Here is a 13,794-nt window from a genome sequence, read left to right as displayed (position 1 = left end):
GCCGGCCACGCCGCCTACGCGCAAGATCGAGAAGGACGCCCCCATGAGCCAGACAGCAGCAATCGTCGGAGGCGGCGTCATCGGCGGCGGCTGGCTCGCACGTTTCCTGCTCAACGGCTGGGACGTGCGGCTCTACGATCCGGACCCGGAGTCCGAGCGCAAGATCGGCGCGGTGCTGGCCGGTGCGCGGCGCGCCTTGCCGATGCTCTATGATCGTGCCTTGCCGCCGGAGGGTAGGCTCACGGTCTGTAACTCTATTGCACAAGCCGTGGCGGGGGCGGAGTGGGTGCAGGAAAGCGTGCCGGAGCGGCTCGACCTCAAGCACCGGGTGCTGGCGGAGATCACGGAACACGCCGCAGAAAGCGCGGTGATCGGCTCCTCCACCTCTGGCTTCACGCCGAGCCAGTTGCAAGAGGGGCTGCCTCGCCCTAGTGCCGTACTCGTGGCGCATCCCTTCAACCCGGTCTACCTGCTGCCGCTGGTAGAGCTTGTGCCCTCTGCCGCCACGCGGCCTGAGGTGCTTGAAACCGCCCAATCCACACTCACCGGCCTTGGCATGTTCCCGCTCCATGTGCGCGCCGAGATCGACGCCCATATCGCCGACCGCCTGCTCGAAGCCGTCTGGCGCGAGGCGCTCTGGCTGGTGAAGGACGGCGTCGCCACCACGAGCGAGATCGACGAGGCGATCCGCATGGGCTTCGGCCTGCGCTGGGCGCAGATGGGGCTGTTTGAAACCTACCGCATCGCCGGGGGCGAAGCGGGGATGAAGCACTTCATGGCCCAGTTCGGCCCGGCGCTGGCATGGCCCTGGACGAAGCTGATGGACGTGCCAGAGTTCACCGAGGAACTGGTGGACCTGATCGCCGGGCAATCCGATGCGCAATCGGGCCACCTTGGCATTCGCGAGTTGGAGCGGCTGCGCGATGACAATCTCGTCGCCATGCTGCGCGCCCTGCGCCAGCGCAACGCCGCCGCCGGGGCGCTTCTGAACGCCCATGAGGCCGCCATGGCGCAGCCCCTGCCGGAGACCGTGCCGCTGATCACCGTGCGCCGGACGGTGCCGGTGGACTGGACGGACTACAACGGGCACATGAACGAAGGCCGCTACGGGCAGGTGTTTTCCGATGCCGCCGATGCGGTGATGGCTCATGTGGGGGCCGATGCCGCTTATATCGCAGAGGGCAACAGCTATTTCACCGTGGAAACCTCGGTCAAATACCTGCTCGAAACCCATGCGGGCGAGGCCATCGAAGTGGCCACACGGATCACGACGGGCGCGGGCAAGAAGCTCGGCATGGCCCATGAGATGCGCCGCGTCGCCGATGGCACGCTCTTGGCCACCTGCACCCAGTTCATGCTGCACGTCAGCCTTGAGACCCGCAAATCCTGCCCGCCGCTGCCCGAGGTTCAGGCGCGGGTTGAGGCGTTGGCGGCCAGGCATCAGGAGGCATGAGATGAATTTCGGCCTGAGCGAAGAGCAGAACATGATCGTCTCCACGGTCCGCAGCTTCGTGGAGCAGGAAATCTACCCCCATGAGGCTGAGGTGGAACGCAGTGGCCATGTGCGCCAGGAGGTGGGCGCGGCGATCAAACAGAAATGCCTCGATCTGGGATTTTACGCCTGCAACTTCCCCGAAAGCGTGGGCGGGGCCGGGCTCTCGCACCTCGATTTCACACTGGTGGAGCGCGAGCTGGGCCGGGGCTCCATGGCGCTCACCCATTTCTTCGGCCGCCCGCAGAACATCCTGATGGCCTGCAACGCGGAGCAGCGCGAACGTTACCTTCTGCCCGCCGTGCGCGGCGAACGGATGGACGCGCTCGCCATGACGGAGCCTGATGCGGGCTCCGATGTGCGTGGAATGAAATGTGCGGCGCGCCGGGAGGGCGGCGATTGGGTGGTGAACGGCTCCAAACACTTCATCTCCGGCGCGGAACACGCGGATTTCTTCATCGTCTTCATCGCTACGGGGGAAGACGACACCCCCAAGGGGCCGAAAAAGCGCATCACCACCTTCCTCGTGGATCGCGGTACGCCGGGGTTTGCGGTGCGCGAGGGCTACGCCTCGGTCAGCCACAAGGGCTACAAGAATTACGTGCTCTCCTTCGACGACTGCCGCCTGCCGGACGCGCAGGTGCTGGGCGAGGTCGACGGCGGCTACGCGGTGATGAACGAATGGCTTTACGCGACGCGCCTCACCGTGGCGGCCTTCTGCGTGGGCCGCGCGCGGCGGTGCTTTGACTACGCGCTTGCTTACGCCGCGGAGCGCAAACAATTCGGCCAGCCGATCGGCAAGTTTCAGGGCGTTGGCTTTCAGATCGCCGACATGATCACGGAGATCGACGCGGCGGACTGGCTGACGCTCTCCGCCGCCTGGCGGCTCGATCAGGGTCTGCCCGCCAACCGCGAGATCGCCTCGGCCAAACTCTACGCCTCCGAGATGCTCGCCCGCGTCACCGATGCCACCCTGCAGATCTTCGGCGGCATGGGGCTGATGGACGATTTCCCCATCGAGCGCTTCTGGCGCGATGCAAGGGTGGAGCGCATCTGGGACGGAACAAGCGAAATCCAACGCCACATCATCAGCCGCGATCTTCTGCGGCCCCTGGGAGCCTGAGCCCATGACGAAAAACCTGCGCCGCCTTTTGAACCCTGCCAGCATTGCCATCGTCGGTGGCGGTGTCTGGGCCGAAAACGCCATCCAGAACTGCCGGGCGCTCGGCTATGTGGGGCCGATCTGGGTCGTGCACCCGACGCGCGAAAGCCTCGCCGGCGCGCAGGCCTACCCGACGGTGGACGATCTGCCGGAAACCCCGGATGCAGCGCTGCTCTGCGTCAATCGCCATGCGACGGTGGATGCGGTGGCGGCGCTCTCCAAGCGGGGCTGCGGCGGGGTGGTCTGCCTTGCGAGCGGGTTTGCGGAAGCCAGCGCCGAGGATCAGGGCGCCTCGGATCTTCAGGCGGCCCTTCTGAAAGCGGCCGGGGAGATGCCGTTGATCGGCCCCAACTGCTACGGCTTCGTCAGCTATCTGGACGGTGTGGCGCTCTGGCCCGACCAGCAGGGCGGGCAGCGTGCAGATCGCGGGGTGGCGGTGATCAGCCAGTCCTCCAACATCTCGATGAACATCTCGATGACGCGGGGCGGCCTGCCCTTGGCCTATGTGGCCACGGCGGGCAATCAGGCGCAGCTGAGCCTTGCGGCCATCGGCGAGGCGATGCTGTCGGACCCGCGCGTCACCGCCTTGGGGCTGCACATCGAAGGGGTGAACGATCCCGCCGCCTTCGAAGCGCTGACCGATACGGCCCGCCGCCTGCGCAAACCCATCGTGGCCCTTAAAGCGGGGCGCAGCGAGCTGGCCCGGCAGGCCACGATCAGCCACACAGCCTCGCTCGCGGGCAGCGATGCCGGGGCGCGCGCCTTTCTGAACCGGCTTGGCATTGCCAAGGTCGAAAGCCTGCCCCAGATGCTCGAAACGCTGAAGCTTCTGCACGCGGTTGGGCCGCTGCCCTCCAACAACATCGCCTCGCTCTCCTGTTCCGGCGGGGAGGCAGGCCTGATCGCCGATGTCGCCGAAGGGCGCGGCGTGCGCTTTGCGCCCCTCACCGACCAGCAGCGGACCGACCTGCGCGACGCCCTCGGCCCCATGGTCGCGCTGAACAACCCGCTCGACTACCACACCTACATCTGGCGGGACGCAGAAGCGCTGGGCAAAGCCTTCACCGCGATGCTGGACCCCGGCCTCAGCTTGGCCTGCGTGATCCTCGACTACCCGCGCGAGGACCGTTGCGACGGCTCGGATTGGGATCGCGTGATCGATGGCATGCGCATCGCGCGGTCCCAACGCGGCACGCCCATGGCGCTGGTCACCACGCTGCAGGATACGCTGCCCGAACAAACCGCCCAGACGCTGCTGGCCGAAGGCATCGCGCCCCTAAATGGGCTTGTCGAGGCGATCACGGCCGTGGAAGCCGCCGCCTTCCTCGGAAAAACCCTCTCCCGCCCGCCCGCGCCGGCGGTCTGGTCGCCCTCCAAGGCGAGCGGTGGCAAGAGCACGGTGCTCAGCGAGGCGGAGGCCAAGATCCTGCTGGCGCGCCACGGGGTGCGCGTGCCCGCCTCGGGCCGCGCCGAAACGCCGGAAGCCGCCGCGGTGCTCGCGGGCTCACTTGGGGTGCCTGTTGCACTCAAAGGGGAAGGCATCGCCCACAAGACGGAAGCCGGTGCCGTGAAGCTGAACCTTTCCGGTGCCGGCGAGGTGCTGACCGCTGCGCAGGCCATCGACGCCAAAAGCTTCCTCGTGGAGGAGATGGTCACCGATACCGTGGCCGAACTGCTGATCGGTGTCGTCGCCGACCCGGCGCATGGCTATGTTTTGACGCTTGCCACGGGCGGGGTGCTGACGGAACTGCTGTCCGACAGCGTTTCGATGCTTCTGCCCGTCTACGAGGTGGAAATCCGCGAAGCACTGGCCCAGCTGCGGGTGGCCAAACTGCTCGCTGGCTACCGCGGGATGCCCGCAGCAAACCTCGATACCATCGTGCATGCGGTGCTTTCGGTGCAGGATTTCGTGCGCGGCATGAACGGGGCGGTGGAGGAAGTTGAGATCAACCCGCTGATGTGCACCCCCTGGGCCGCCTATGCCGCCGACGCCCTAATCCGCATGAAGGAGGCGCCCTGATGTCCGACACGCCTATCCGCACCCGCCGCGAGGGCGGCATCCTCGAGGTGACGCTGGACCGGCCCAAGGCCAACGCGATCGACCTCGCCACCAGCCGCCTGATGGGCGAAGCCTTCCGCGCCTTCCGCGATGACGACAGCCTGCGCGTGGCAATCCTGCGGGCTGAAGGGGAGAAGTTCTTCTGCCCTGGCTGGGATTTGAAAGCGGCCGCCGATGGCGATGCCGTGGATGGCGATTACGGCGTCGGCGGCTTTGGCGGATTGCAGGAACTGCCGGGGCTCAACAAGCCGGTGATCTGCGCCGTAAATGGCATCTGCTGCGGCGGCGGGCTGGAACTTGCGCTCTCCTGCGATCTGATCCTCGCGAGCACCACCGCCACCTTCGCCCTGCCGGAAATCCGCTCCGGCACCGTGGCGGATGCGGCCTCCGTGAAACTGCCCAGACGCATTCCCTACCACGTGGCGATGGACCTGCTCCTCACGGGCCGCTGGTTCGACGCCGAAGAAGCCCTGCGCTGGGGCCTGCTGCGCGAGGTCTGCGCGCCGGACGCCCTGCTCGAAACAACATGGGAGCTCGCGCGCCTTCTTGAAAGCGGCCCCCCGCTGGTGATGGCCGCCATCAAGGAAATCGTACGCGAGGCGGAGGACATGAAGTTCCAAGACGCGATGAACCGGATCACCAAGAGCCAGTTTTCAACTGTCGAACGGCTCTACACCTCCGAAGATCAACGCGAGGGCGCCCGCGCCTTCGCCGAGAAACGCGCGCCCGTTTGGAAAGGGCGCTGATTCTCCTTCCTCTCGCCTTAAATACCTCGGGGGTGCGGGGGCAGAGCCCCCGCTCCGGTCTGGCGCGCAGCGCCAGAGACGTCATGCCTCCGGCGGGGATATTTTTGCCAAGATGAAAGGCTTAGCGGCGCAGACGCAGAAGGGGGAGCCCGGTTTCCGGATGCGCGGCCTTTGCGATTTCTGTGAAGCCATTGGCTTCGTAGAAGCGGCGCGCTGGGGTGTTTTCGGCAAAGACCTCGGCTTCGAGGTTGGCCGTTTGATCTGCAGCCCAGGCCAGGAGCGCGGTGCCGATGCCGTTGCGCTGGCTGTCCGGGTGAATGAAGAGCCCGGCGATCTCATTTCCGTTCAGGCTCAGAAACCCTACAGGCGCACCGAGGTGGCCGATCACGCGGGTGTCGGTTTGGGGCAGGTAGGTTTGGGCAAGGTTGCCCACCTCGGCTTCGATGAAGCTTTCGGGCAGGGCCGGCGACGCGTTGCGTAGCGCCGCCGCGTAGAGCGCCTGAAGGGCGGCCACATCCTGTGGCAGCCAGGCGCGGGGCGGGCGGGCCGATGGGGGCATCCGCCCGCCGCCTTGGCTCACAGGTTCGGGTAGAGTGGGAAGGCCTTGCAGAGCTCGGCCACCTTGGCGCGCACGGCGGCTTCCACCTCGGCGTTGCCGTCTTCGCCATTGGCGGCGAGCCCGTCCACGACTTCCACGATCCAATCCGCGATCTGTCGGAATTCGACCTCGGTGAAGCCGCGCGTGGTGCCCGCAGGCGTGCCAAGGCGGATGCCCGAGGTGACCATCGGCTTTTCCGGATCAAAGGGGATGCCGTTCTTGTTGCAGGTGATATGGGCACGGCCAAGGGCCTTCTCGGTGGCGTTGCCCCTCACGCCTTTGGGGCGCAAGTCCACGAGCATCACATGGGTGTCGGTGCCACCGGTGACCATGTCGAGCCCGCCTTTCATGAGCTGGTCGGCCAGCGCCACGGCGTTCTTGCGCACCTGCTGCTGGTAGGTCTTGAACTCGGGCCGCAGGGCCTCGCCGAAGGCCACGGCCTTCGCGGCGATCACATGCATCAGCGGGCCGCCCTGGATGCCGGGGAAGATCGCGGAGTTGACCTTCTTCGCAATCGTCTCGTCGTTGGTCAGGATCATGCCGCCGCGCGGGCCACGGAGCGTTTTATGCGTCGTGGTGGTGGCCACATCGGCGTAGGGGAAGGGCGAGGGGTGCTCGCCCGCGGCCACGAGGCCGGCGAAATGGGCCATGTCCACCATCAGGAAGGCGCCCACGCTGTCGGCGATCTCGCGAAATTTCGCGAAATCGATCTGGCGCGGGATGGCGGAGCCACCGGCGATGATCAGCTTGGGCTGATGCTTGGTGGCCAGCTCCTGCACCTGAAAATAATCCAGCAGGCTGTCCTGCTGGCGCACGCCGTATTGCACGGCGTTGAACCACTTGCCGGACTGGTTGGGCTTGGCGCCATGGGTCAGGTGGCCGCCGGCGTCCAGCGACATGCCGAGGATGGTGTCGCCCGGCTGCAGCAGCGCGGTGAAGACGCCCTGGTTGGCCTGAGAGCCGGAGTTCGGCTGCACGTTGGCGAAGTCGCAACCAAAGAGCTGCTTGGCGCGGTCGATGGCCAGATCCTCGGCCACGTCCACATATTGGCAGCCGCCGTAGTAGCGACGCCCCGGGTAGCCTTCGGCGTATTTGTTCGTCATCACCGAGCCTTGGGCTTCCATGACGGCGGCGGAGACGATGTTTTCCGAGGCGATCAGCTCGATCTCGTCGCGCTGGCGGCCAAGCTCGTTCTTAATCGAGCCGAAAAGCTCGGGATCGCGGGTTGCGAGGGATTCGGTGAAAAAGCCGCTGTCGCGCAGTGCGTCGGTCATGGAGATCTCCCAGGGGGCAAAGAGTTTGGCGCTATGTAACGAAACTTCGCCAGCCGCAAAAGCCCGGAAAACGACGCACGCGCCGGGCCGGGCGGCATGGCCGCGCCCAAAAGCGCGGGATCGGCCCCCGGCGCAGCGCATCGGGGCCTTGTGTTTCCTTTCGGAGACCGCAAACTTGGGCGCGCAACCACGGGGACAGCCATGATAAAGACGCCGAAGATCTGCTTCACCGCCAGCCAGGGCGACATGGCGCAGGCGGCGCTTCAGACCTTCACGGAGCGATTCGGCTCGGTTTCGGCGTCGGAGGCCGATGTGATTGTGGCGCTGGGCGGAGATGGGTTCATGCTGCAGACGCTGCACGCCACGCAGGCGCTCGATGTGCCGGTCTACGGGATGAACTGCGGCACCGTGGGCTTCCTGATGAATGAATACCGTGAGGACGATCTGCCCGCGCGGCTTTCGGAAGCCGCAGAAGAGGTGATCAACCCGCTCTCCATGCGCGCCGAAACCCGCGATGGCAGCGTGCACCGGGCGCTGGCGATCAACGAGGTCTCGCTGCTGCGCGCGGGCCCGCAGGCCGCGAAGCTGCGGCTGACTGTGGATGGCCGCGTGCGGCTGGAGGAGCTCGTTTGCGATGGGGCGATGCTGAGCACGCCTGCGGGCTCCACCGCCTACAACTACTCCGCCCACGGCCCGATCTTGCCCATCGGCTCCGATGTGCTGGCGCTCACCGCCGTGGCCGCCTTCCGCCCCCGCCGTTGGCGCGGCGCGCTGCTGCGCAACACCGCTACCGTGCGCTTCGAGGTGCTGGAGCCGGACAAGCGTCCGGTGATGGCCGATGCCGACAGCCGCTGGGTGGAAAACGTGCTGGCGGTGGAAATCCGCTCGGAACCGGAGATCCGCCACCGCATATTGTTTGATCCCGGTCACGGGCTGGAGGAGCGGCTGCTGAGCGAGCAGTTCGTTTAAGAAGGCCCGCAATGCGGACGCAGCCGACCTTGCATCCGGTTAAGTCGATGACCGCTTTAAGCTTGAACACCAAAATCGACGCTACTTGGCGGTTCCATAGGACTGCCGATTATTAAGATGATAGATAGCAATTTAGTTTCTGTTGCGTGCATCGGTCAGAACGGGCTCTCCCGAGATCTTCATTTAGCGATCCGCAAAGGCCAGCTACCGGAAACAACTGCTTTCGATGCGTGGGGTGCGAACTCATCAGAAGCAGGATAAAGTTGACGTTGAACAGAGGCGCACTTCTTGCGCCGATCTCAAGAACCTGCGACCACCATCCAATGAATGATTTCGTAGAGCAACTTGCTGCAATTATTGGTAAGCCATCAACACAAAGACCGTTTGTCTGCGATGGATTTCCGTCGAGTTGCCCGGTGTGGATCGTAGGATATAATGCCGCTACTTCCGGTGGTGACTGGTGGCGGTTTTGGTCTTCGGAGAATGGTTTTGACCTTGCTTCTTGGCGCAGTGAATACGACGCTGAGCGAAAGGGGCGCGGCAAGGGCCCTTCGGCTACTCGCCTTCGCATCGATCGTGTTAAAGTCGCGATACCAGACATACTGGAAACCAATATTTTCGCTACTCCATCAACCAGAATGGAGAATATGCCATCGAGCAAAACAGAAGCATTCGATCTGTTGTTGGCAACCTTTAAACCGAAGACAATAATCGCACACGGCGTGCCTGCAGCAAACCATCTCGCAGGCTGGTTCGGTGGAGAGTTGATAGTGTGTCCTCACTTCTCACGGGCAGGGTATGCGACGATTGATGAGATCATAGCGAGAGTTCAAGAGGAGTAGTTCTGGTTTCTGAGCGGGCTGAATGTAACAACGGCGCTTACCGTAAGATGGGCTCGAACCGGACCTTCGCCGCACGCGAAACGAACTGCAGCATTCGGTTCAGTGAAGCGGCTTCGCCACATACGCGGCGATGCCTCCCGCACTCAACGCTTGTCCGCAATGTTTGGCCCCGCCAAAAGCCGGAGGGGCCAGACACTTACTTGCGCATCACCTATTTCGACGGAAACCCAATCGCGGCCAGCGCGCCCTTGATTTCGTCCAGAATGGCCGGATCGTCGATCGTGGCGGGCATCTTGAACTCTTTGCCGTCGGCGATCGAGACCATGGTGCCGCGCAGGATCTTGCCCGAGCGCGTCTTGGGCAGACGGTCCACCACAGTGGCGAGTTTGAAGGCGGCCACGGGGCCGATCTTCTCGCGCACGAGCTTCACCACTTCGGCCTCCACCTCGGCCGGGGCTTTGGTGGTGCCTGCATTCAAGCAGAGGAAGCCCAGCGGTAGCTGGCCCTTGAGCTGGTCCGTCACGCCGATCACGGCGCATTCGGCCACGTCAGGGTGGCTGGCCAGAACCTCTTCCATCGCGCCGGTGGAGAGCCGGTGCCCGGCGACGTTGATCACGTCATCGGTGCGGGCCATGATGTAGAGGTAGCCGTCCTCATCGATGTAGCCGGCATCGCCGGTCTCGTAGTAGCCGGGGAAGTTGTTGAGGTAGCTCTTGCGGTAGCGCTCTTCGGCGTTCCAGAGGTTGGGGAGCGTGCCCGGTGGTAGCGGCAGCTTGATCGTGATCGCGCCCAATTCGCCTGCAGGCAAAGGCTTTCCGGCCTCGTCCAGAATGGCGAATTCATAGCCCGGCACCGGCACGGAAGGCGAGCCGAGTTTGACGGGCAGTTCCTCGATCCCCAGCGGGTTGCAGAGCGCGGGCCAGCCGAGCTCGGTTTGCCACCAGTGGTCGATCACCGGCACGCCAAGCTGGTTCTGCGCCCAGACGATGGTGTCCGGGTCGGCGCGCTCGCCCGCGAGGAAGAGCGCTTTCAGGCCCGAGAGATCGTATTTCTTCACGAAGTCCCCTGCGGGATCCTCCCGCTTGATCGCGCGGAAGGCGGTGGGGGCGGTGAAGAAGGTGCGGACGTTGTATTCCTCGATGATGCGCCAGAACGTGCCCGCATCGGGGGTGCCGATGGGTTTGCCCTCAAAGACGATGGTGCTGTTGCCATGCACCAGCGGCGCGTAGCAGATGTAGCTGTGGCCCACGACCCAGCCCACATCGGACGCCGCCCAGAAGACCTCGCCCGGCTCCACGTTGTAGAGGTTGCTCATCGACCAGTTCAGCGCCACGAGCTGGCCCGCCGTCTGGCGGATCACGCCCTTGGGCTGGCCGGTGGTGCCGGAGGTGTAGAGGATGTAGCTCGGGTGGTTGCCCGCCACGGGCACGCATTCCGCCGGCTCAACGCCGTATTGGAAGGCGTGCCAATCCACATCCCGGCCCGCTTCCAGATGGGCCACCTCTTGCTCTCGTTGCAGGATCACGCAGAAGTCGGGTTTATGCGTGGCTGCGTCGATGGCGCCATCCAGAAGGGGTTTGTAATGCACCACGCGGCCCGGCTCGATGCCGCAGGAGGCCGCGATGATGCATTTGGGTTGGGCGTCGTCGATGCGCACGGCCAGCTCGTTGGCCGCAAAACCGCCGAAGACGACCGAATGCACGGCCCCGATGCGGCCACAGGCGAGCATCGCCTCCAGCGCTTCGGGGACCATGGGCATGTAGATCACCACGCGATCGCCCTTTTCCACGCCCTTGGCGCGCAGGGCACCGGCGAGGCTCGCCACACGCTCTTTCAGCTCGGCAAAGCTGATCGTGTGTTTGGTGTGGGTGACGGGGCTGTCGTAGATGATGGCCGTCTGATCGCCGCGACCGGCCTCCACGTGGCGATCCACTGCGTTATAGCAGGTGTTCACCTCGGCGTCGGAGAACCATTCGTAGAGGGGGGCGTTCGCGCTGAACAGGGCCTTGCTGGGTTTCTTGAACCACGAAATCTCCTCCGCGGCCTTCATCCAGAAGGCTTCGGGATCGGATTTCCATTGGTCATAGGTGCTCTGGTAACTCACGGCAGGCTCCTCTTCCTTCCGCTAAAGCTCTCGCAATCTGTGTAGCCTGCGGGCTTTCGTAAGGGCAAGCCTGCACCCTGCGCCGGTTTGACACTGCTAGCGCTAACCGGTGGTAAATCCGTTTACAGTCTTCCGCAGCGCGGCGTCAAATTCCTGTAAAGTCAGGGAAAATGCGCCGCGCTGCGGAAACGTTCAGGTGTAAATCAGCTGTAATGCGTCACCGGGGTGCCGGCCACGGCGGACATGTTCAGGAGGCCACGGGCGGTGATCGAGGAGGTCACGATATGGGCCTTGTTGCCCATGCCCATCAGGATCGGCCCCACCTCGAGCCCGTTGCCCTTCATCTTCAGGATGTTGCGCACGGCAGAGGCCGCATCGGTGGAGGTGAACACCAGCACGTTGGCTGCGCCTTCAAAACGGCTGCCCGGCAGAACGCGATCCCGCAGACCCTGATCCAGCGCGTTGTCCACATGCATTTCGCCCTCGTAGAGGAAATCGCGCGGTTCACTGTCGAGGATCTCCAACGCGGCGCGGGCGAGCGTGCCGGAGGTGCAGGCGTGATTGCCGAATTGCGAGTAGGAGCAGAGCGCGATTTTCGGCTCCACCCCGAAGCGGCGCACATGGCGGGCCGCGCCGATCACGTTTTCGGCGATCTGGGCGGGCGTCGGCTCGGTGTGGACATGGGTGTCGGCAATGAAGAGCGGGCCGTCTTCTAGGATCATCAAGGAAAGCGCCCCGACGGGATGCAGGCTCTCGGTGCCCAGCACCTGCGTGATGTAGTTCAGGTGCCATTGATACTGGCCGAAAGTGCCGCAGATCAGGCTGTCGGCCTCGCCACGCTGCACGGCCACCGCGCCGATGGCGGTGGTGTTGGTGCGCATGATCGCCTTGGCGAGATCGGGCGTCACGCCGCGCCGCGCCATGATGGAATGGTAGGTCTCCCAGTATTCGCGGTAGCGGTGATCCTGCTCCGGGTTCACCAGATCGAAATCCCGGCCCGGGCGGATCGAAAGCCCCGCGCGCTCCAGCCGGGTTTCCACCACTTCCGGGCGGCCGATGAGGATTGGCTTGTCGGTGGTTTCTTCCAGCATGGCGGAGGCTGCGCGCAGCACGCGCTCGTCCTCGCCTTCCGCGAAGATGATCTTGCGCTCGGCCTGGCTGGCGGCCTCGAAAACCGGGCGCATGATGAGCGCGGATTTGAACACCGAGGCATCGAGTTTGCGCTTGTAGGCCTTCACATCCGCAAGCGGGCGCGTGGCGACGCCGCTTTCCATCGCCGCCGTGGCGACGGCGGTGGCGACAACGCCCATCAGGCGCGGGTCAAACGGTTTGGGGATCAGGTAATCCTCGCCGAAGGTGAGCTGCTCGCCCTGATAGGCGGCGGCGGCCTCGGCCGAGGTGGTGGCGCGGGCCAGTTCGGCGATGCCCTCCACGCAGGCGATCTTCATGTCGTCGTTGATCTCCGTCGCGCCCACATCGAGCGCGCCCCGGAAGATGAACGGGAAGCAGAGCACGTTGTTGACTTGGTTCGGATAGTCCGAACGCCCCGTGGCGATGATCGCGTCGGGCTTGGCCTCGCGCGCGGCTTCCGGAGAGATTTCCGGCGTCGGGTTGGCCAGCGCGAAGATGATCGGCTTTTCGGCCATCTTCGCCGCCATCTCGGGCTTCAGCACGCCGGGGCCGGAGAGGCCGAGGAACAGATCCGCGCCCTCGATCACCTGATCGAGCGTGCGCAGATCGGTGGCTTGGGCGTATTCCGCCTTCTGCGGTGTCATCTCTTCCGCGCGGCCCTCATGCACAACGCCCGCGATGTCCACCAGCCAGACGTTCTCGCGCTTCACGCCGAGCTTGAGCAGCATGTTCAGGCAGGCGATGCCCGCCGCGCCGCCACCGGTGGAGACAACCTTGATGTCTTCGAATTTCTTGCCCGCCACGCGCAGCGCGTTCAGCGCCGCCGCGCCAACGACAATGGCGGTGCCGTGCTGATCGTCGTGGAACACCGGGATGTTCATCCGCTCGCGGCAGATCTTTTCCACGATGAAGCAATCCGGCGCCTTGATGTCTTCAAGGTTGATCGCGCCGAAGGTCGGCTCCAGCGCGCAGACGATGTCGGCCAGTTTCTCCGGATCTTTCTCGTCCAGCTCGATGTCGAAACAGTCGATGTTGGCGAATTTCTTGAACAGGACGGCCTTGCCCTCCATCACCGGCTTGGAGGCCAGCGCGCCGATGTTGCCCAGCCCCAGAACGGCCGTGCCGTTTGAGACGACTGCCACGAGATTGCCGCGCGCGGTGTAGCGGGAGGCGTCCGCTGGGTTCTGGCTGATTTCGACGCAGGCCTCGGCCACACCGGGCGAATAGGCGCGGGAGAGGTCGCGCCCGTTGGCGAGCGGCTTGGTGGCCCGGATCTCGAGTTTCCCCGGTTTCGGGAACTCGTGATAAAACAGGGAAGGGCTTTGGGGTTTGTCTGTCGGTGCGTCGCTCACGTGGGTCTCCCGGGCCAAGGAAAGGGTAGTTTAGCTTTAAACTAACTTCTGTCCGGCGATAGCCG

The 13,794-nt window shown here is 64.6% G+C and carries 10 protein-coding genes; 6 read left to right on the top strand and 4 right to left on the bottom strand.

What is annotated here, in order from left to right; genetic code table 11:
- Nucleotides 1-43 precede the first annotated feature (43 nt).
- Genes KVX96_RS15795 through KVX96_RS15780 form a run of 4 tightly spaced genes read left to right on the top strand, consistent with a single transcriptional unit; the run spans nt 44 to nt 5,459 of the window.
- Nucleotides 44-1,453 carry a carnitine 3-dehydrogenase gene (locus tag KVX96_RS15795; RefSeq protein ID WP_261195681.1) on the top strand — a complete coding sequence of 470 codons (1,410 nt, stop codon included), beginning with the start codon at nt 44-46 and terminating at the stop codon, nt 1,451-1,453.
- A 1-nt stretch (nt 1,454) separates the two neighbouring features.
- Nucleotides 1,455-2,615 carry an acyl-CoA dehydrogenase family protein gene (locus KVX96_RS15790; protein WP_261195680.1) on the top strand — a complete coding sequence of 387 codons (1,161 nt, stop codon included), beginning with the start codon at nt 1,455-1,457 and terminating at the stop codon, nt 2,613-2,615.
- Nucleotides 2,616-2,619: 4 nt separating this feature from the next.
- Entirely contained in the window at nt 2,620-4,674 is a 2,055-nt protein-coding gene (locus KVX96_RS15785; RefSeq protein ID WP_261195679.1) for an acetate--CoA ligase family protein, read from the top strand.
- The gene (locus tag KVX96_RS15780) at nt 4,674-5,459 is read left to right on the top strand and encodes a carnitinyl-CoA dehydratase (protein WP_261195678.1); all 786 of its coding nucleotides are present in this window, start codon (nt 4,674-4,676) and stop codon (nt 5,457-5,459) included. The genes KVX96_RS15785 and KVX96_RS15780 overlap by 1 nt, the downstream gene beginning before the upstream one ends.
- Nucleotides 5,460-5,580: 121 nt before the next feature.
- Here KVX96_RS15780 and KVX96_RS15775 read toward each other — a convergent pair whose 3' ends face one another.
- Entirely contained in the window at nt 5,581-6,018 is a 438-nt protein-coding gene (locus tag KVX96_RS15775; RefSeq protein WP_261195677.1) for a GNAT family N-acetyltransferase, read from the bottom strand.
- A 17-nt stretch (nt 6,019-6,035) separates the two neighbouring features.
- Entirely contained in the window at nt 6,036-7,331 is a 1,296-nt protein-coding gene (gene glyA, locus KVX96_RS15770) for a serine hydroxymethyltransferase (protein WP_261195676.1), read from the bottom strand.
- Between the two features lie 201 nt (nt 7,332-7,532).
- Between glyA and KVX96_RS15765 the strand changes: the two genes are divergently transcribed.
- Nucleotides 7,533-8,300, top strand: coding sequence for an NAD kinase (locus KVX96_RS15765; protein ID WP_261195675.1), 768 nt, complete (start codon nt 7,533-7,535; stop codon nt 8,298-8,300).
- 323 nt (nt 8,301-8,623) lie between these two features.
- On the top strand, nt 8,624-9,142 hold the full coding sequence (locus tag KVX96_RS15760) for a hypothetical protein (protein ID WP_261195674.1): 519 nt from the start codon (nt 8,624-8,626) through the stop codon (nt 9,140-9,142).
- A gap of 211 nt (nt 9,143-9,353) precedes the next feature.
- On the opposite strand, the gene KVX96_RS15755 is transcribed toward KVX96_RS15760, so the two are convergent.
- Together KVX96_RS15755 and KVX96_RS15750 are read right to left on the bottom strand one after the other, a co-directional pair.
- A complete protein-coding gene (locus KVX96_RS15755) occupies nt 9,354-11,246 on the bottom strand; it encodes a propionyl-CoA synthetase (RefSeq protein ID WP_261195673.1) in 1,893 nt (630 codons plus the stop codon).
- Nucleotides 11,247-11,449: 203 nt separating this feature from the next.
- The gene (locus tag KVX96_RS15750; RefSeq protein WP_261195672.1) at nt 11,450-13,729 is read right to left on the bottom strand and encodes an NADP-dependent malic enzyme; all 2,280 of its coding nucleotides are present in this window, start codon (nt 13,727-13,729) and stop codon (nt 11,450-11,452) included.
- Nucleotides 13,730-13,794 lie beyond the last annotated feature (65 nt).

The organism is Pseudoruegeria sp. SHC-113 (assembly GCF_025376885.1).
Lineage (GTDB): Bacteria > Pseudomonadota > Alphaproteobacteria > Rhodobacterales > Rhodobacteraceae > Pseudoruegeria.
The sequence above is the reverse complement of the archived record's forward strand: the minus strand, read 5'-3'. Positions and strand labels throughout refer to the sequence as shown.

Coding starts and splice junctions, on each gene's coding strand:
- KVX96_RS15795 (WP_261195681.1), top strand. CDS start 44: ATGAGCCAGACAGCAGCAATCGTCGGAGGCGGCGTCATCGGCGGCGGC.
- KVX96_RS15790 (WP_261195680.1), top strand. CDS start 1,455: ATGAATTTCGGCCTGAGCGAAGAGCAGAACATGATCGTCTCCACGGTC.
- KVX96_RS15785 (WP_261195679.1), top strand. CDS start 2,620: ATGACGAAAAACCTGCGCCGCCTTTTGAACCCTGCCAGCATTGCCATC.
- KVX96_RS15780 (WP_261195678.1), top strand. CDS start 4,674: ATGTCCGACACGCCTATCCGCACCCGCCGCGAGGGCGGCATCCTCGAG.
- KVX96_RS15775 (WP_261195677.1), bottom strand. CDS start 6,018: ATGCCCCCATCGGCCCGCCCGCCCCGCGCCTGGCTGCCACAGGATGTG.
- glyA (WP_261195676.1), bottom strand. CDS start 7,331: ATGACCGACGCACTGCGCGACAGCGGCTTTTTCACCGAATCCCTCGCA.
- KVX96_RS15765 (WP_261195675.1), top strand. CDS start 7,533: ATGATAAAGACGCCGAAGATCTGCTTCACCGCCAGCCAGGGCGACATG.
- KVX96_RS15760 (WP_261195674.1), top strand. CDS start 8,624: ATGAATGATTTCGTAGAGCAACTTGCTGCAATTATTGGTAAGCCATCA.